Genomic DNA, 19303 nt, shown 5'->3' on the forward strand with positions numbered 1-19303 from the left:
AACCATCCTAGTCACTATTGATTCCGTTCAATGTCCAATTTTGCAATCCATGCCCGACTATTCATCCTGAATAACCGTTTCTTCTTCCTGAAGTTCACCAAGTCCGTGGTGTTTCCTGTTCCGTGTCAGCATCCTTCCGACAGGTTTAATATTACGTGTTTAACGATTTCCAACAACGGGCTAATCTCACATTTTTTACTCTCTTAGCGTTCAAAAAAGATACATGAGTATTAAATTCAATGACTTACGCTCTTTGTTGTACGGTTTTACCATTAAAAAAGAGAGGTTTGCTCAACCCTTTGTGAGAGATCTCGCACAAGGGGTCGAGCGAAAGACTCTTACTGCCCGATAGCGGCACCTTCACGTCTCGGATCCGCAGCGCCTTCAAGACCGTCTTTTGTTATGCGTATCGCATGCAGACCAGAATTCAAATCCCGAACATCGGTTTTAAAACCCATCTTCTCCAGAGCAGGCTGTAAGCCCTCTGCGGCGGTACCTTGCTCAATATCTAAGGTGCCAAAACGGTTCAGCAATCGTGGCTGATTAATCGCGCTTTGGATGTCCATATCCCATTGCGTGTGGGCGATAATGGCTTGTGCGACGTAACCAATAATGCGGCTGCCACCCGGTGAGCCAATTGCCATGTAAGGCTTGTCATCCTTCATCATAATGGTTGGTGCCATAGATGAACGTGGGCGTTTGCCCGGTTCTAATCGGTTTGCGATTGGCACACCATCTTGATGCGTGCGGAAAGAGAAATCGGTCAGTTCGTTATTGAGCAAGAAGCCGCGCACCATCAAGCGTGAGCCAAAGGCGTTCTCGATGGTTGTTGTCATTGAAACCACATTGCCTTGCTTATCGACGATATTGAAATGGCTGGTGGAAGGCAACTCGATCGATTGGTCCATGCTTAAGTTCATGGCGTGCGACCAAGGAGGATTGCCGGCTTCAACCTTACTCAACGCTTTACCGACTTGAATGAGCTCAGCACGTTGCTTGAGATAATCTTTATCAAGCAAGCCTTCGGTGGGCATTGGCACATAATCTTGGTCAGCCATGTATTTACCGCGATCCGCAAACGCAAGGCGAGATGCGTCGGCGATCACTTGCCACGATTTCGCGCTTTCGGCTCCCCAACCTTTAAGATCGTATTGCTCGGTGATCGCGAGAATCTGTCCAACCGTCAATGCGCCAGAGCTAGGTGGTCCCATACCGCAGATGTCATAGCTTTGGTAAGCCGCACAAACCGGTTCACGTTGCTTGATTTGGAACGCGTCAAAGTCAGGTTGTGCCAATACGCCAGGATTGCCCGGTGCATTCTGTACTGTCTTGATGATGTCTGTAGCGATATCGCCTTGATAGAAAGCTTTTGCCCCTTGCTCTGCAATTGCCGTCAGAGTTTGCGCGTATTCAGGGTTCTTCAACAACGTGCCTTCGGTTTTTGGTGAGCCGTCTGGATTGAAGAAGTAAGCCTTAGTCGCAGGGAAGCGTGATAGGCGCTTAGTATCTTTCTCAATCAGACTCGCGAGGCGAGGACTGACTTCGAAACCTTGCTCAGCCAAGGTAATCACGGGTTGGATGATCTTCTTCCATTCCAACTTGCCGTATTTCTGGTGCGTGTCCCACAGCAGTTTCACTGTACCAGGAGTGGCAACGGAGCGCCCGCCGACAACCGCATCGTAAAATTGTAGGGGTTGTCCTTTTTCGTCTAAAAAGAGTTTCGGCGTCGCGGCGAGCGGTGCGGTTTCGCGTCCATCATACGTAGTTAGTTTTTGTTTCTCACTGTCCCAATACACTAAGAAGGCGCCACCACCAATACCTGATGATTGCGGTTCTACCAAGCCCAGCATCAGCTGCACGGCAACCATAGCATCAATAGCATTACCACCTTGGGCAATAACATCCGCACCAGCTTGGGTTGCAATTGGGTTAGCAGCGGTAACCATATAATCTTTCGCTTTGACCAGTTGTTTTTGCTTGAAGCCAGTGCTGTGCTCCGGCGCAACCGCATCTGCTGCTTGGTTAGCAAAGACTGAGGTAGATAAGATTAGTGGGGAAGTAAGAAAAAGACCCGTGGTCACGAGTCGGTTGAACGTCCAATGCATGATGACTCTCCATGTTGCCAGTTTTGTGCTTTGAGCTTGGCAGTTATGGAGAGTCACGTCGAGTCAGCAATCTTAGAAATGTCGATTGTGCTACGCTTTTAAATCAGTACTTTATCCGATAAAAGTATTGATAGTTTGGTATAGAATACTGCCGCCCACTAGAGTAAATACCACGCCGCATAGACCGTCGATGTAGATACCCGCTTGTTGCAATTTACGCTGTAAGCGCTGTGTCGACAGCATCCATGCAAGGCTAGAGAACCAGAATAGCGACAAGCCAAACAGGATGACCAGTGCAATACCTTTGCCAGTAATCGACATACCTGCTGGGACTAAACTCGACATCAAACTGACAAAGAACACCAGGGCTTTTGGGTTAAGAATGTTGGTCGCAAACCCTTTAGCAAACGCTTGACGCTTATTGCTGATCACTAGGTTATTTTGCTTCTTAGGTTGATCCGTCTGTGGTTTTTGGATCATCGAGATCACGGCACGCAATGCGCCAATTCCCAAGTAGAGCAGGTAACTACCACCGAGCAGTTGTACCACGGAATACAGCACTGGGTGCTGGTGGACGACAAAACTCACACCTGTCAGGCTGAACAAAGAGTGCAGCAAAATACCGACGGACAATCCCAACGCAATGTACAAGCCAGTTTGACGACCATGACGCGTCGCATTTTGTACGACCAGCGCAAAGTCCGGACCTGGACTCATTAGGGCAATAAAGTGAATGCTGGCGAGTGTCAGCAATATGGTGGATTCATTCATAACACATCTCAAATTTAACCAATGCGGCTATTGTCGTGGTAAGTCACCTGTGGCGCTTGTAAAAAACTGACAGCTTTCTCGGTAAATGAAATTAACGAGTCACTTGAGAAGGGGAAACGCCGTAGGTCTGCTTAAACGCTTTGCTGAAATGCGCTTGATCGTAGAAACCGATTTGATGGGCGACGTCGGTACTACATTGACCAGCTTGCAGTAACTTCATGCCTTGTTCGAGGCGCAGGCGTGCGAACCATGCATAAGGCGTCATGCCAGTTTGCGCTTTAAAGTGGCGCTGGAACTGAGTTGGGCTCAGTTGGCACAGTTCTGATAGCGAATCCAAACGCACCGCTTGGTCGAGGTTCGCCATTAGATAATCTTTTAACGTTCCAAGTGATTGATTTCCTAACGGCACCACTTTTTGTCGCTCAAGCGATCCGTAGCGATCAAAAAGCTGGTTAAATCCTTCAAAAGGAAGGCAATCTTTGGTGAGTTGGCTGAGGTTTTCACGACGAAGTAGTCCGTGTAAGTTACTAAGTTGTGAAAATATCTGGGGATCCGAGATGATCAGCTCGTTGAAGTGTATTATTTGACCGTTTTGCTTAAGATCAGCCAGATCGCTCAATAGGTGAGGTTCGATCGCAAACACATTTACTTCGTAGCCACTCTCGAGCTTAGATTGCCCGTCGTGCAGCTCATCCGGCGGCATAATCACAATTTGCCCGTGACCAACTTGGTGGCTGTTACCTTGGTATTGGAACTTCTGCGCACCATGCGTGATCAGGCCGAGATGAAAATCCAGATGGTAATGCCTTTGAAAAGCAAATTTCTGGTATTTCGCCTCTATTAGACTCAAGTTGTCATGGCCGGTTGCGTAGTACTGAATATGTTCCATTAAATAAAAAAGCTTGGTCACATTATGACCAAGCTTATCTGGCAATTTCTAACTTGTCTTGTAAAAAACGATCACTGTGGCTGAACGATTCGGCGTGAGCGACGGTTATTACGTAATCCATCAAAGCTAAACACGACTAGTGCTCCCCAAATAAAGACGAAAGTGATCGCTTTATCCATGGTAAAGGGTTCGCCATACATCAATACTGCAAGTAAAAACATTAAGCTTGGGCCTATATATTGGAAAAAGCCCAAAGTCGATAATTTGAGTCTTGTTGCTGCACCCGTAAAGCACAGCAGTGGCAGGGTTGTTATAACCCCAGCCGCGATCAACAAACTATTTAACGTAAGTGGATTCGTAAGCATATTTGAGGTTGGTGTATCGGCAATAAAAAGCAAATAAACAGCGGCCACTGGCAGTAGAAGTAATGTCTCGATAAACAAGCCAGTTTTTGCATCGACACTGACTTTCTTTCTTAATAAGCCATAAAAGCCGAAGCTCATTGCTAACGCCATCGCAACAACAGGTACGGAGCCAAATACAATCAGTTGAACGAGTACGCCACAACCTGCCAATACAACCGCGAACCACTGTAATTTACGCAGTCTCTCTCCCAAAAATACCATCCCGAGTAAGACGTTGATCAGTGGGTTAATGTAATAACCTAAGCTGGCGTCGAGCATATGATTCGAGTTTACCGCCCAAATGAAAATCAACCAATTGCCGCCAATTAACATGGAACTTGCGATCAGGTAAGCGATTTTCGTTTTGTCTTTCGCGATGTGGTAAGCCGAGCGCCAGTGACGGCCAAAATGGAGGAGTGCAGCAAGCAAAAAGAAAGACCATATCACTCGGTGGCTGAGAATTTCCAAAGGAGATACTTGTGCGATGGACTTAAAGTACATCGGCGCAATGCCCCACATGGTATACGCGCCAATCGCTAGCAAGATGCCTTGCCGCGCGCGTTGTTGTTCGTCTTCTGGTGTCATGAAGTGTCACCTAATTGTGTGTTTTATAGAGCAGAAAATCAGTATACGAGTCGTGATGCGAAACACCTAACAATTTGCGGTTTTATTCACCATGAAACCCCATTACAATGTGCCCTCACTTTGTGTGCCAGTGGTATGCATAAGCACCTCTTTTTTAAGACCCAATCTGAGACTTTTCATGACCTCGACCTTGTTAGCCGAACAATCTGATTCGCCTGTAACGCCTCAACGTGTGTTGGAGGATGTGTTTGGTTACCAAGAGTTCCGTGATGGTCAGCAATTAGTGATTGACGCCGCGATAGAAGGTCGCGACAGCTTAGTTATCCTGCCTACTGGTGGCGGTAAGTCGCTGTGTTATCAAATTCCTGCTTTGGTTCGCTCTGGTATTACTTTGGTGATTTCTCCGCTTATCTCGCTGATGAAAGACCAAGTGGACCAGCTTAAAGCCAACGGTGTAGCGGCTGAGTGCATTAACTCGACCATGCCTCGCGAAGAGCTGCTCAGCGTGTATAACCGCATGCACACTGGTCATCTTAAGTTGGTGTACGTCTCGCCAGAACGCGTATTGATGCGTGATTTCATTGAGCGCTTGGAAAACCTGCCGTTATCGATGATTGCTGTCGATGAAGCGCACTGTATTTCCCAGTGGGGACACGATTTTCGTCCAGAATACGCCGCGCTTGGTCAACTCAAGCAGCAGTTTTCCCATGTGCCATTTATGGCGCTGACGGCGACGGCGGATGACGCAACGCGTCGAGATATTCTTGAGCGTCTGCAACTGAATAATCCAGAGGTTTATCTAGGCAGCTTCGACCGTCCCAACATTCGCTACAACTTAGTTGAGAAGCACAAGCCGGTTTCGCAAATCGTTCGTTATCTTGAAACCCAAAAAGGTAATTGCGGCATCATCTATTGTGGTAGCCGTAAGAAAGTTGAGATGGTGACCGAGAAGCTGTGCAACAACCACATTCGTGCTGCTGGTTATCACGCAGGTATGGATGCTGATGAGCGTGCTTACGTTCAAGAAGCTTTCCAACGTGATGACATCCAAATTGTAGTGGCGACCGTGGCATTCGGTATGGGCATCAACAAACCAAACGTGCGTTTTGTGGTTCACTTTGATATCCCGCGCAATATCGAGTCCTACTATCAGGAAACCGGTCGTGCAGGGCGTGATGGTTTACCTGCGGAAGCGATGATGTTGTATGACCCGGCGGACATCAGTTGGCTGCGTCGTATGTTGGATGAAAAAGACGATGGTCCACAGAAGCAGGTGGAAACCCACAAACTGAATGCGATGAGTGCCTTTGCTGAGGCGCAAACCTGTCGTCGTCAGGTGCTACTGAATTACTTTGGTGAGTATCGTGAGAAGCCATGTGGCAACTGCGATATTTGCTTAGATCCACCGAAACACTTTGATGCCACGGAAGAAGCGCGTAAGGCGTTATCTTGTGTGTACCGAGTGAATCAGAGCTTTGGTATGGGTTACGTGGTAGAAGTGCTACGTGGCATGCAAAACATTCGTGTACGTGAAAACGGGCACGATAAGATTTCTACCTACGCGATAGGTCGCGACCACAGTCATGACTATTGGGTGAGTATCTTCCGTCAGTTAATTCACAAGGGTCTGCTGTTCCAAAACATCACTCGTAACTCAACGCTGCAACTTACCGAAGAGGCGCGTCCGCTGTTGCGTGGCGATGTGACTCTGGAGTTAGCGGTTCCACGTTTAGACACTGCAGCACGTGCGGCGAAATCAGATAAACTGACCAGCAAGAACTACGACAAAAAGCTGTTTGCTAAGTTACGTAAGCTGCGTAAGTCGATTGCTGATGAAGATGGTTTTCCACCATACGTGGTTTTCAGTGACGCGACTTTGATTGATATGGCGGAAATTCTGCCAACGTCTTACGGCGAAATGCTGGCAGTCAGCGGTGTTGGTCAACGCAAACTGGAGAAGTACGCCGACCCATTCCTTGATTTGATTCAAGAACACATTACTCACCATGGATAAGGAACCAAGATGCAAAAGGAATTTGGCTTAGCGGACTACATGGCACAAGAAGGGCGCTTAATCATTACCGCGCCGAGCTTTGACCTTGATAGCTTTCCTGCTTTAGGTGAGCGTTTAGTTGTCTTGCTTTCTGCTACTGTGGTGGAAAAGCAGTGGGATGCGGACATTCACTCTTGGCTGATCGACTTTGAAGGTTGCCGACTGTTTATGAAAGCAGAGCATTACAGCGAAGCGATTTGGTTTGAAGCGTTAGCGATTGAAGAGAGCAGGGAAGAGTTGGATTATCTTGCAGGATTGTTCCAGCGCGGCTTCTAAAAATAGAATTTTTCTTAAAAGGGTGTTTCACATGAAACACCCTTTTTTATGCTTAAACGTTTGCGTAAAACAGACGACTTGCGGCGAAAAGTGGTTAATGTATAATCGCCCACCGCTTCGCTCAGAATGAGCCAAGCCAGTTTATTTTTCATTTTACATTGTTGGTAAGAGCCACTTTATTCAGTGACTCGATTTGGGTTCCCTCACCCCCAAACCAAACTAAAAAGGTATCGCATGAGTAACTTTACCCCTGCGCAGCAGCGCAACGCCCTTATCTATCTGGTTCTATTCCACCTAGTCATTATTGCATCTAGCAATTACCTAGTTCAGCTACCGTTTACTATTTTCGGTTTCCATACCACTTGGGGCGCATTCACTTTCCCATTTATATTCCTAGCGACTGACTTAACTGTGCGTATTTTCGGTGCTCAGTTGGCGCGTAAGATCATCTTCTTAGTGATGTTGCCTGCTTTGGCAGTGTCTTACTTCTTATCGGTGGTGTTCTTCGAAGGTCAATTCCAAGGTTTTGGTCACCTGGGAGAATTTAACTTATTCGTCGCTCGTATCGCGATTGCTAGTTTCATGGCGTACTTACTTGGTCAGATCATGGATGTGCACGTGTTCAACCGCTTACGTCAAATGAAGCAATGGTGGGTGGCACCAACGTGTTCAACGCTTTTCGGTAATGCACTTGATACTATCGCTTTCTTCGCCATTGCGTTCTACCAAAGCCCAGATCCATTTATGGCGGAGCATTGGACGGAAATCGCGCTGGTGGATTACGGCTTCAAACTGATTATCAGTCTTGGTTTGTTTGTTCCTATGTACGGCGTATTACTGAATTACCTAATTAAGAAGCTGACTGAGGTGAACCCTGACTTTAAGGTGACGACAAGCGTTCAGTCTTAATATCAGTGGGAACCCCGAAAGCCGCTTGCTTAAATCAAGCGGCTTTTTTGTACCTGCTTACTGGGATTTAGAGGGTTTTGTACAGCGTGGGGAGCAATTAGATCATGGGTGTCCAAAAGCTCCCTGAGCTGTACGAAGGTAAAAATGAGCAGTAAAAAAGGTCCCGAGTGAGACCTTTTAATCGAAGGTACGGCACGTAGAGGAAGCTCGCTGGTGAAATGGCTAACAGAGCATCTTCTCAATCAAAATGGCTTTTTGCGCATCGAAGGCGCCAAGTTGCAGGCCGTTATCCCAGCTGATGCTTTGATTGAACATCGCCAACATCAAACCGACACTGCGTTGATTGGCGTCCTGCCAGCAATCAGACTCGCTGTACTCTCCATCATTTATCGCGTTGCCATTAACGAGAATGGGCTCGAAACGCCATTTTTCTCCGACACGGTAGTAGCCTTTGCTGGTTAAGGTCTGGTTGGATTGAATCGTTAGGTTGTGCTCGATGCCCGGCTCACCTGTTAATTCAAATACAAATCTTAGCTGGTGGTCGCCACATTGCAGCTCAACGATCAGTTGGCCGTTTTTCTCAGTCAGTGTCGATTGATAATAGTCTCCAAAGCAGTGCAGCAACCAAGATATAGGGTGACTGGCAGTTTCAAGAAACCACTCTTTGAGCGTGAAGGTGCCCGGTAGGTTAACTTGGGTGACTAGATTGACCACACAAGGTTGGGTTTGCGAAGTGAGCCACTTCTCTATCGTCTTGGCGGTATTAAGCTGAGCAAAGGCGTAATTAACCAATAGGTTGGCGTTCGGTTGCTGCCAGTGAGTTATGTCAGAATTCAATCCCACCAATGGCTTTTCACAGATAAGCTTGGTTGAACCTAACGTCTTTATGATCTCTGCATGAGTATGCGCAGGTGTCGCGATGGTCACGACATCAAGTAGTTTGAGTGCGCTGATGTTCGTTTCTGCCTTTGGGATTGCTTCTTCACTGCACGCTTGCTGAAGCGGTTCTATTTGGTTGGCGCATAACGTTGTGACCGATACACCATTGTTTCGATAGTGGGGAATGTGCGTGCGTCCCCAGTTGATTCCTATGATGCCGGCTTGCTGGATTTGCTCTGGCTTGTTGAAACGTTCACTCAATGGCGGCAAGGCAATTCGTTCATCGGTTAGACGTTGGTCATGGTGATAGTCATTGCTTGGCAGCACTTGCCATGGTTTGTTGTAATGCTGTTTGAGTGCACAAACGAGTTCGTAGAAATTCCACTTATCTTTTAAGTTGCTATCAAGGTGATATAAACCGGCTTCGTTCCGCTCAATAAGCTGCAAAAAGGCGAGTGCAGTATCGTCCATATGAGAAGTCGCGGGATACCAAACTGTGCTAGCGGTAATAACGCCGTTCTCTTCATATTGGCGGTCGAGATGCGCCAACATGTTATTGCCTTCTGCTTGGTGATGGAGCTGCCAACCAATTCGAGCAATCATCGCATCTGGATTTGCTTGCCAGATTGCATCTTCACAACGAACTTTGTATTTGCCGTAATCATCTTGGGTGTTTCTTTCTTCAAAGATGCCATAAGGCCCGTTTTTTGTGGCATCAAATACCATTGCTGTGCTGACAAAGAGGTAAGGAATGTTGCGCTGTTTGCAGTGTTCACCAAGCCACGCTGCCCACTCTTCACTTCCCATCGCCATATGGCACACCGCATTGATGTGGTGTTGCTGCCAAAATTGTTCACTTTGCTCTGGATCATCTGGTGAGATTTGGTGGTGATTCCACTCCAATATGTTCCAGCCGCGTAGGTGAAACTGATGAGCGACTTTTGGGGCGAGGGTACCAGTTAAGCCAGTCATTAAAACGGTTTTCATGATGGTGCATCTTGGTTGGCTAAATTGTGTTTATCAATAAAGCATGGCTGTTTTTCGATGTAGAGCGGAGAAGCTGAGATTTTTGCTGGGCAGCACGTTTTGTAGGGGAAGTAGAAGCAGAAAAGCCCAAGCGAACGCCTGGGCTTTAGTATTGTAAGGCAGTGATATTCGCTTATTTTGCTACGATATTTAATGGCCAGCCGATGTCTGTCTGACGGTTGGATTCAATTTCCAGCTCAGCCGCAGTCAGTGGGTTTTTCTCTAGCCATTGCGCATCAATGTGTAACGTTAGATTGTCGCCTTCAACCGTTAGAGTCACATTTGGCTCTAGATCAGGATTGCGACGATGGCTGAGTAGAACCGCAAGACGCAACAGTCTTAATACTCGTTTGGCACTTGAGCCTGATAATGCATGCTGCTCAGGTAAAGAAGTGAGCTGTTCGCGATAGCGACGAGCCACTTCACCAATAAAGAACTTCTGCGCGCGCGTGTAACCAGGCAGATCCAAATTCTGTAGCAAGTAAGCACTATGCTCTCCGCCTTTTTTGAAATCGATAGTTAAGCCAATTTCATGCAGTTTTGCGGCGGTCTCGAGTAATATCTTGCCCTGAGGCTCTGTAATCCACTCATCGCCTCCAGCTTGCTGTAAAAGCGTGTGTGCCAGAGTAGCGACTTGTTCGCCGTATTGGTGATCGAGCTGATAGCGATTTTGTACGCTAGCGATAGTGCGGGCACGAATGTCTTCTTGACGAAGCTCTTCAACCATCTCATACACTAAGCCTTCGCGTAGTGCGCCGCCAGCGAGTGTCATAGCATCGATTTCAAGCAATTCAAAAACGGCAATCAAAATAGAGAGGCCACTAGGGAACACTAATGCACGCTCAAGTGTTAAGCCTTCAATATCGAGTTCTTCTAAATGGTCGGCCAACATGGCTTGCTTCTGTAGACGTTTGAGTTTGGAGTGAGTGATTACTTCGTCCATGCCTTGCGCCAGCATTATCTCTTGCAATGCCTGAACAGTGCCTGATGCACCAACACACACATCCCAACCAATTTCTGTATAACGTTCTAAAATCGGCTGGATGGTCTGTTTCGCCCCTTCAATTGCCGCGTCAAAGTTACGAGCATTCAATTGACGATCTTTAAAGAAGTTTTCAAGCCAAGTCACGCAGCCCATTTTTAAGCTGGTCAGTGCTTTGGCTTCGAAACCTTCACCGATAATCAGTTCGGTACTTGCTCCACCGATATCGACTACAAGGCGACGACCACTACCGCCAGAGGTGTGAGCGACACCTTTATAGATAGTGGCTGCTTCTTCTTCACCAGTAATCACTTCGATAGGCTGGCCTAGAATTTGGTTAGCCTTTTCTAAAAACACATCTACATTGGTCGCGGTACGTAATGTTGCAGTACCGACGATGCGAATGTTTTGTTTAGGAATGTCCTGCAAGCGTTCCGCAAATAGACTTAAGCAGTCCCATCCTCGCTGCATAGCTTCCATACTAAGAGAATTATGTTCATCTAAGCCCGCTGCTAGACGAACTTTGCGCTTAATTTTAGCCATTGTTTGAACGCTGCCATCGATGTGACGCACAACGAGCATGTGAAAACTGTTCGACCCGAGGTCGATGGCGGCATATAGCGGTGATGATCCTGCTTGACTCATAAAACGAACTCAGTTTCCTATTACGATTGTTTTGGTGCCGATTGACGCGGTTGGCGTGGACGACGTCCCTGCGGCTTACGGTTACCAGAACCAGAGCGGGTACCGCCAGTATTCGTGCGGCGCTGTTGGTTGCGTGGTGCACGCATACGAATCGGAGCCGGTAGATCTTGAATCAGTGCCGACGAATCGTACTCTGAAACTGGGATTGTATGCTCAATGTATTCTTCGATTGCTGGTAGGTTAACCGCGTACTCTTCACAAGCAAAACTGATCGAATGACCGCTCGCACCAGCGCGACCAGTACGGCCAATACGGTGAACATAATCTTCACAGTCGTCAGGAAGGTCGTAGTTGAAAACGTGCGTTACCTGAGGAATATGCAAACCACGCGCTGCAACGTCAGTTGCAACTAGGATGTCGACATCACCTTTGGTGAATTGCTCAAGAATCTTCTCACGCTTCTTCTGCGGTACATCGCCAGTAAGAAGGCCTACACGGTGTCCATCGGCAGCCAAATGACCCCAAACCGATTCACACTTATGCTTGGTATTGGCAAAAATGATAGCGCGATCTGGCCACTCTTCTTCAATTAGTGTTTGAAGCAGCGCCATTTTGTCTTCATTCGAAGGATAGAAAAGCTCTTCCTGGATACGGTGGCCAGTTTTTTGTTCTGGTTCGACAACGACATGCTCAGGAGTATTCATGTGTTCGAATGCCAGTTCTTGAACGCGGTAAGACAGCGTTGCTGAGAACAGCATGTTCAAACGCTCTTTTGGCTCAGGCATACGACGGAACAAGAAGCGAATGTCTTTAATAAAGCCAAGATCGAACATGCGGTCGGCTTCGTCCAGAACAACAGCTTGAATGTTGTTGAGGTTAAATACGCGCTGTTTGTAGAAGTCGATGATACGGCCTGTTGTTCCGATCAGAATATCTACGCCGTCTTGCAGTTTCGCAAGTTGCTTGTCGTAGCTTTCACCACCGTAAGCTAGAGCGGTTTTTAGACCTGTGCTTTCAGTTAATGATTCTGCATCATTGTAAATTTGAATAGCGAGCTCACGTGTAGGCGCCATAATAATTGCGCGTGGCTGTGTAGGCTTACGACCTTCATGTTCCGGAGTCGTCAGAAGGTGGTTGAACGTAGCAGTAAGAAACGCGAGCGTTTTACCAGTACCCGTTTGGGCCTGGCCTGCGATGTCTTGGCCGGTGAGCAGGACCGGCAACGCCAAGGCTTGGATAGGGGTACAAAATTCGAACCCTTTTTTGTCCAATCCTTCAATAACTTGGGGCTTTAAGCCCAAATCGGCGAACTTTTGCTCTGTGATATGCGTCTTTTTCATGGCTATAGAATATCAGCTAAAGCTTGCAATACGAAAGTAAATACATTCCAATAGGGCATCTAATTACTGGTTATCATCCAACCAGTTTCGAAAAACACATTGGAGTGGAAGATGAGTGATAAGATTTTGCAGCTAACTGATGACGGTTTTGAAAACGATGTAATCAACGCTGCAGGCCCGGTTCTAGTGGATTTTTGGGCAGAATGGTGTGGTCCTTGTAAAATGATCGCTCCTATTTTGGACGAAATCGCAGACGAGTACGAAGGCAAACTCACTATCGGTAAACTAAACATCGACCATAACGCAGGTACACCACCTAAGTTTGGTATTCGCGGCATTCCAACGCTATTACTATTTAAAGATGGTAACGTAGCGGCAACGAAAGTAGGTGCTCTGTCTAAAACTCAACTGAAAGAGTTCCTAGACGCAAACTTATAATCACCAAGTGATTACAGATAAAACCGTGCAAAGTTACAATGCACGGTTTTGTTTTTCTAACTCTGGACTAGAATACTAATTAGTGCTAACTTATCGCGCGTTAATTGAACAAATTTCTCTTCTTGGTCGATCCTGAGACCAAATCCATCTTAACTAGAAAACAGATCTTATTTTGACTAAACAAGAATCCACCACCATGAACCTTACCGAACTGAAGAACAGACCTGTGTCTGACCTTGTAAAACTGGGCGAAAGCTTAGGATTAGAGAACCTAGCTCGCTTAAGAAAACAAGACATCATCTTCGCGATTTTAAAAGCGCACGCGAAAGGCGGCGAAGACATCTTTGGCGATGGGGTTCTGGAAATTCTGCAAGACGGCTTTGGTTTCCTACGCAGTGCAGATAGTTCATACCTTGCGGGTCCGGACGATATCTACGTATCACCAAGTCAGATTCGTCGCTTTAACCTACGTACTGGTGACTCTATCGCTGGTAAAATTCGTCCACCAAAAGACGGTGAACGTTACTTTGCCCTTCTAAAAGTCAATACCGTTAACGACGATAAACCAGACAACGCCCGTAACAAGATCCTATTTGAAAACCTTACTCCTCTGCATGCGAATGAGCGCATGGTTATGGAGCGTGGTAACGGTTCAACAGAAGACATTACAGCACGTGTTTTAGACTTGGCATCCCCAATCGGTAAAGGTCAACGTGGTCTGATTGTTGCTCCGCCTAAAGCGGGTAAAACAATGCTTCTGCAAAACATCGCGCAAAGCATCGCGTACAACCACCCAGAGTGTGAGTTGATGGTTCTTCTTATCGACGAACGTCCAGAAGAAGTAACTGAGATGCAGCGCCTAGTTAAAGGTGAAGTGGTTGCGTCGACTTTCGATGAGCCAGCATCTCGTCACGTACAAGTAGCGGAAATGGTGATCGAGAAGGCAAAACGTCTTGTTGAACATAAGAAAGACGTAGTTATCTTGCTTGACTCTATCACTCGTCTAGCTCGTGCTTACAACACCGTAGTGCCTTCATCAGGTAAAGTACTAACTGGTGGTGTGGATGCAAACGCATTACATCGTCCTAAGCGTTTCTTCGGTGCTGCACGTAACGTAGAAGAAGGCGGCAGCCTAACTATCATCGCAACGGCACTAGTAGATACTGGTTCTAAAATGGATGAAGTTATCTACGAAGAGTTCAAGGGTACAGGTAACATGGAACTGCACTTGAACCGTAAGATTGCTGAGAAGCGTGTATTCCCTGCGATTGACTTCAACCGCTCAGGTACACGTCGTGAAGAACTACTGACGAAGACTGACGAACTACAGAAGATGTGGATTCTGCGTAAGATCGTTCACCCAATGGGCGAAATCGACGCAATGGAATTCCTAATCGATAAGCTAGCGATGACGAAGACCAACGATGAGTTCTTCGATGCGATGCGTCGTCAATAGTCTCAAATAGTCATTCTGCGAAAAGCCACCGTATATCGGTGGCTTTTTTATTGCTTTCTCCCGATAGAAGTATCAGAATGAAGGAAATGTTATCGGGAGGTTAACATGCAACAAGGAATGTTGTCGTCATTACTCCTGAGCTTGTCACTTATCACTCTACCTGCGACATTATCTGCCAAGGAAATGCATGAGTCTGTAGTAGAACAGTGGCTTCAGGATACTCAAATACAGACTAAAGTCTCTGAACTGCTTGATTACGCTGTCAGAGATGAAGTCGACTCGCTTAAATTTTCCCTTGATAGACTTGCTTTGCCTCAACAAGAGGTGGTGCGCTTTCAATTATTGGAAAAGCTTGAAAAGCAAGATGTGATTCTCACGCCTCGAATGGCTCTGTTTGTTGAGTCCCAGATCCGTATGACCCCGACTTATCAAGTGTTAGAGCGAGGTGATGGGTATGAATTTAGTGTACCCGCTTTTAACTTTCCCGTTATTGCGAGTCGCTTGATTAAGCGTTGGAAACAAGACCAAAGTACCTTGGACTTTGTCTTACAAGCTGAACGAAGAGAGCTTAACTTAAAGCAATGGCTTACAGGGCCATCTCAACAAGCTCAAGCACGTGAAGCGCTTTTGATTCGAGAGTTAGACAGCTTATCACCCAATGCGCTTGCTGCATTAACGGCCCAGTTAACCAAAGCAAATGTGACCAGTTGGTTACCATCGACGGCCGTGATAGTCAGGTTGGCACAAGTTAGTCAGGATGAGGAAGTGTACAACTTACTCTGGCGGATGAAAGCTGATTACAACAGCCAGTCCGAACTTGAGCGTTTAGCTGCGGTTGGAGACGTTTTTTCCATTCAGCAATTGATGAATGCCACAGTTAACCCATCACTCAAGCCAGAAGCTATTAGTCTACTTACAAAATCTAACCCTCTATCTCCGCAAGTAAAGCAGTTTCTAGTTAGAAAAATGGCGTTATCAGAAGAAGCAACCATGGTTGCTCGAGAGCTTGCTCAACAAGGGCATCAAACCTGGTTGGAAGAGTTAGTATCTTCGAACCATCAGATAAAGACTCGGCAGATTGAACAAGTATTAAAGTAATCTGGCTCACATACCCACACAAAATAGGAGGATCTTAGCGTCCTCCTATTTGTTATACTGCGGACAGTTTAATCAGCCAGCATGAAGGCCTATGAGTTTTAAGGATTTACGCGAATTTATCGACCACCTAGAACAGAAAGGTCGACTTAAACGCATCACTCACCCTGTCGATCCCGCTTATGAAATGACAGAAATTAGCGACCGCACCTTGCGTGCTGGTGGACCTGCGCTGTTGTTTGAGAACCCAATCGGCTACGACGTACCTGTTTTGACTAACCTGTTTGGTACACCAGAGCGTGTCGCAATCGGTATGGGACGTGAAGATGTTAAAGAATTAAGAGAAGTCGGTAAGCTGCTGGCTTATTTAAAAGAACCTGAGCCACCAAAAGGCTTCAAAGACGCTTTAGAAAAACTGCCTGTGTTCAAACAAGTATTGAACATGCCGGCTAAGCGTTTACGTAAAGCACCATGCCAAGACATTGTTTGGCAAGGTGATGAAGTCGACTTGGATAAAATTCCGGTAATGAGCTGCTGGGCAGAAGATGTAGCGCCGCTGCTTACTTGGGGCTTAACCGTAACCAAAGGTCCAAATAAGAAACGTCAGAACCTAGGCATTTACCGTCAGCAGAAAATTGCCAAGAACAAAATCATCATGCGTTGGTTAGCCCATCGTGGTGGTGCGCTTGATCTGCGCGATTGGATGGAAACCAACCCAGGTAAACCTTTCCCAGTTTCGGTCGCGTTTGGTGCAGACCCAGCAACCATTCTTGGTGCAGTAACACCAGTGCCAGATACGCTATCGGAATACGCATTTGCAGGTTTGCTACGTGGAAGCAAAACGGAAGTCGTGAAGTCAGTCAGCAACGATTTGGAAGTGCCAGCGAGCGCGGAAATCGTGATGGAAGGCTATATCGACCCGAACGAGTTTGCTGATGAAGGTCCTTACGGTGACCACACTGGCTACTATAACGAAAAAGAAAAGCACCACGTCTTTACTATTACGCACATTACTATGCATAAAGACCCTATTTATCACAGCACCTACACAGGTCGTCCGCCAGATGAACCAGCTGTATTGGGTGTGGCATTAAACGAAGTGTTTGTGCCTATTCTGCAAAAGCAATTCCCAGAGATTGAAGACTTCTATCTTCCGCCAGAAGGTTGTTCGTACCGAATGGCCGTCGTCACCATGAAGAAGCAGTACCCAGGACATGCCAAGCGCGTAATGATGGGCGTGTGGTCTTTCTTACGTCAATTCATGTATACCAAGTTTGTTATTGTGTGCGATGAATCGGTAAACGCACGAGATTGGAATGATGTCGTGAAAGCCATGTCAGAGCATATGGATCCTGTACGTGATACCTTGATGATAGATAACACGCCAATCGACTCGCTCGACTTTGCTTCACCAGTGGTTGGGCTTGGCTCCAAAATGGGCTTGGATGCGACCATTAAATGGGATGCCGAGCTGGCGACGCGAACCGAGGTCACTGAGCGAGACAGCAAAACGATTACCGAAGCAGAACTAAATGAGTTGAAACAGCAACGCCCTGAGATTGTTGACGTCTATCTTCCAGTTACAGCAAACAACCAATTTGCTGTCGTGACTATGAAGAAAGACCAAGCTGGTCAATCCCAAGAATTGATGGAACATCTATGGGGCTTCTTTGCTCAGTACACGGATAACAAATTCATCATTTTGTGCGACGATGACGTTAATGCACGAGATTGGAATGACATCATTTGGGCGGTGACAACTCGAATGGACCCAGATAGAGACACGATTCAAGTGCTTGGTAAGACTGAGAGTTCATCCAAATTAGGACTGGATGCGACCAACAAGTTCGAATCTGAAGTCACGCGCGAGTGGGGTACGCCTATCAAAAAAGATCCTAAACTTGTGGCTAAAGTCGATGAGATTTGGGACCAGTTAGGTATTCTATGAGTCATCAAGTCCACCTTCTACCAATGGACGTTAGGTTCCAAGTAAAAGAAGGGGAGACGGTGTTGGAAGCTGCGCTCAACAACAATATTCGCTTCCCACACCGTTGCCAAGTTGGCGCTTGCGCCATGTGCATGTGTAAAAAGCTAACGGGCGAGGTGAGTTACCACCTCGAACCGATGCTAACCGAAAAAGAGCAACAGCAAGGTTGGATATTCCCTTGCCAAGCCTATACAGAAAGTAATTTAGTGCTTACTTTTGATGAGTAAGCGAGAGGAACACCATGACCATCCAATGTAAAGTAAAGTCTATTCAGCCGTTAGCTTGTAATACTTACCAAATCCTTCTTCATCCAGAATCACCAGTGCCTTTTAAAGCGGGTCAGTACCTAATGGTGGTGATGGGTGAAAAAGACAAACGTCCTTTCTCTATCGCAAGCAGCCCTTGTCGTCATGAAGGTGAACTTGAACTGCACATCGGTGCGGCGGAACACAACGCTTATGCACAAGAAGTTGTCGAAGCAATGCAAGCGGCGCTTGAAACTGATGGTCAGATTGAAATTGATGCGCCACATGGCGATGCTTGGGTTCAAGAAGAAAGCGAACGCCCATTATTATTAATTGCTGGTGGTACAGGCTTCAGTTACGTTCGCTCGATTCTGGATCACTGCGTAGCGCAGAATAAAACCAATCCTATCTATTTATATTGGGGGGCGCGCGATAACTGCCAGCTTTATGCTAAAGACGAACTGGTCGAGATTGCCGACAAGTTTGCCAATGTTCACTTTGTGCCAGTAGTAGAAGAAGCTCCTGCAGACTGGCAAGGTAAAGTTGGTAACGTGCTACAAGCTGTAGCTGAAGATTTCGAAAGCTTAGAAAACTACGATATCTATATTGCAGGTCGTTTTGAAATGGCTGGCGCAGCACGTGAACAGTTCACTCAGAACAAGAAAGCGAAGAGCGAACGTATGTTCGCAGACGCGTACGCATTCATTTAAATACGGCTTTTAAGGCAGAAAAAGAGGGTTTTTTACCCTCTTTTTTGCTTTTTTGATGAAATAGTCATCGAACAGTCATTTTTTTCCATTTTTTTTCAAAAAAGGGTTGCGAACGGATCTGAGTTCCCTATAATGCGCATCCACCGACACGGCAGACTCGATAAGGCTTCAGCAGGGTCGGAGAGGTGAAAGCTTCTACGAAAAATAAATTGAAAAAGTGTTTGACACTGTCAATTAAATCGCTAGAATGCACCTCCGCTTTGAGAGAAAAACTTCTCGTAAAGCAAGCTCTTTAACAATATAGACCTATCAATCTGTGTGGGCACTCGTTGATGATAATCCAATTAAAAGCTTCGGCTTCAAATTAGGTTTCAATGAAACGAAGTGACCATTGAATCTTCGGATTCAGCACAGTCAATTCAAACATTACTTTATGTAATGTTCAGTATTCATTGAGCCGAACAAAATCTTAAATTGAAGAGTTTGATCATGGCTCAGATTGAACGCT

At 46.4% G+C, this 19303-nt stretch carries 16 protein-coding genes; 9 read left to right on the plus strand and 7 right to left on the minus strand.

All coding sequences use genetic code 11. The annotated features are described in order from the left end of the window. Positions 1-338: 338 nt before the first annotated feature. The 4 genes from ggt to rarD all read right to left on the minus strand — a co-directional run bounded on the left by ggt (position 339) and on the right by rarD (position 4754). Entirely contained in the window at positions 339-2105 is a 1767-nt protein-coding gene (gene ggt, locus R7E51_RS21465; RefSeq protein ID WP_206958523.1) for a gamma-glutamyltransferase, read from the minus strand. A gap of 111 nt (positions 2106-2216) precedes the next feature. Further along, positions 2217-2876, minus strand: coding sequence for a LysE family translocator (locus R7E51_RS21470; RefSeq protein ID WP_005382916.1), 660 nt, complete (start codon positions 2874-2876; stop codon positions 2217-2219). Positions 2877-2967: 91 nt separating this feature from the next. Beyond that, complete coding sequence (locus tag R7E51_RS21475; protein WP_206958528.1) at positions 2968-3765, minus strand: AraC family transcriptional regulator; 798 nt, start codon at positions 3763-3765, stop codon at positions 2968-2970. A 71-nt stretch (positions 3766-3836) separates the two neighbouring features. Further along, complete coding sequence (gene rarD / locus R7E51_RS21480) at positions 3837-4754, minus strand: EamA family transporter RarD (protein ID WP_005378774.1); 918 nt, start codon at positions 4752-4754, stop codon at positions 3837-3839. 178 nt (positions 4755-4932) lie between these two features. Between rarD and recQ the strand changes: the two genes are divergently transcribed. The 3 genes from recQ (at position 4933) to R7E51_RS21495 (ending at position 7992) form a co-directional block, all read left to right on the plus strand. Beyond that, a complete protein-coding gene (gene recQ, locus R7E51_RS21485) occupies positions 4933-6768 on the plus strand; it encodes an ATP-dependent DNA helicase RecQ (protein ID WP_206958524.1) in 1836 nt (611 codons plus the stop codon). Positions 6769-6777: 9 nt separating this feature from the next. Beyond that, complete coding sequence (locus R7E51_RS21490) at positions 6778-7083, plus strand: DUF3630 family protein (protein WP_054579633.1); 306 nt, start codon at positions 6778-6780, stop codon at positions 7081-7083. A 234-nt stretch (positions 7084-7317) separates the two neighbouring features. After that, positions 7318-7992, plus strand: coding sequence for a 7-cyano-7-deazaguanine/7-aminomethyl-7-deazaguanine transporter (locus tag R7E51_RS21495; RefSeq protein ID WP_033907317.1), 675 nt, complete (start codon positions 7318-7320; stop codon positions 7990-7992). Between the two features lie 222 nt (positions 7993-8214). Here the strand turns inward: R7E51_RS21495 and R7E51_RS21500 are convergent, their stop codons facing one another. From R7E51_RS21500 to rhlB, 3 genes are all read right to left on the minus strand, one after another. Next, complete coding sequence (locus R7E51_RS21500; protein WP_206958525.1) at positions 8215-9858, minus strand: sugar nucleotide-binding protein; 1644 nt, start codon at positions 9856-9858, stop codon at positions 8215-8217. Between the two features lie 172 nt (positions 9859-10030). Beyond that, entirely contained in the window at positions 10031-11524 is a 1494-nt protein-coding gene (gppA, locus tag R7E51_RS21505) for a guanosine-5'-triphosphate,3'-diphosphate diphosphatase (protein WP_005382885.1), read from the minus strand. A gap of 20 nt (positions 11525-11544) precedes the next feature. Next, the gene (gene rhlB / locus R7E51_RS21510) at positions 11545-12864 is read right to left on the minus strand and encodes an ATP-dependent RNA helicase RhlB (protein WP_005378764.1); all 1320 of its coding nucleotides are present in this window, start codon (positions 12862-12864) and stop codon (positions 11545-11547) included. 111 nt (positions 12865-12975) lie between these two features. On the opposite strand from rhlB, the gene trxA reads away from it, so the two are divergent. The 6 genes from trxA (at position 12976) to fre (ending at position 18795) form a co-directional block, all read left to right on the plus strand. Further along, positions 12976-13302 (plus strand): thioredoxin TrxA, encoded by a 327-nt coding sequence (trxA, locus tag R7E51_RS21515; protein WP_004745500.1) that lies wholly within the window; start codon positions 12976-12978, stop codon positions 13300-13302. A 196-nt stretch (positions 13303-13498) separates the two neighbouring features. Further along, entirely contained in the window at positions 13499-14758 is a 1260-nt protein-coding gene (gene rho / locus R7E51_RS21520) for a transcription termination factor Rho (RefSeq protein ID WP_005378757.1), read from the plus strand. 105 nt (positions 14759-14863) lie between these two features. Beyond that, positions 14864-15856, plus strand: a complete 993-nt coding sequence (locus R7E51_RS21525) for a hypothetical protein (RefSeq protein WP_206958526.1) — start codon at positions 14864-14866, stop codon at positions 15854-15856. Between the two features lie 91 nt (positions 15857-15947). Beyond that, complete coding sequence (gene ubiD / locus R7E51_RS21530; RefSeq protein ID WP_206958527.1) at positions 15948-17801, plus strand: 4-hydroxy-3-polyprenylbenzoate decarboxylase; 1854 nt, start codon at positions 15948-15950, stop codon at positions 17799-17801. After that, positions 17798-18067, plus strand: a complete 270-nt coding sequence (locus R7E51_RS21535; protein WP_012126600.1) for a 2Fe-2S iron-sulfur cluster-binding protein — start codon at positions 17798-17800, stop codon at positions 18065-18067. Before ubiD ends, R7E51_RS21535 begins: the two co-directional genes overlap by 4 nt. A gap of 14 nt (positions 18068-18081) precedes the next feature. Further along, complete coding sequence (gene fre, locus R7E51_RS21540; RefSeq protein WP_005382872.1) at positions 18082-18795, plus strand: NAD(P)H-flavin reductase; 714 nt, start codon at positions 18082-18084, stop codon at positions 18793-18795. Positions 18796-19303 lie beyond the last annotated feature (508 nt).

This window comes from Vibrio sp. Vb1166 (assembly GCF_033338695.1).
Lineage (GTDB): Bacteria > Pseudomonadota > Gammaproteobacteria > Enterobacterales > Vibrionaceae > Vibrio > Vibrio alginolyticus.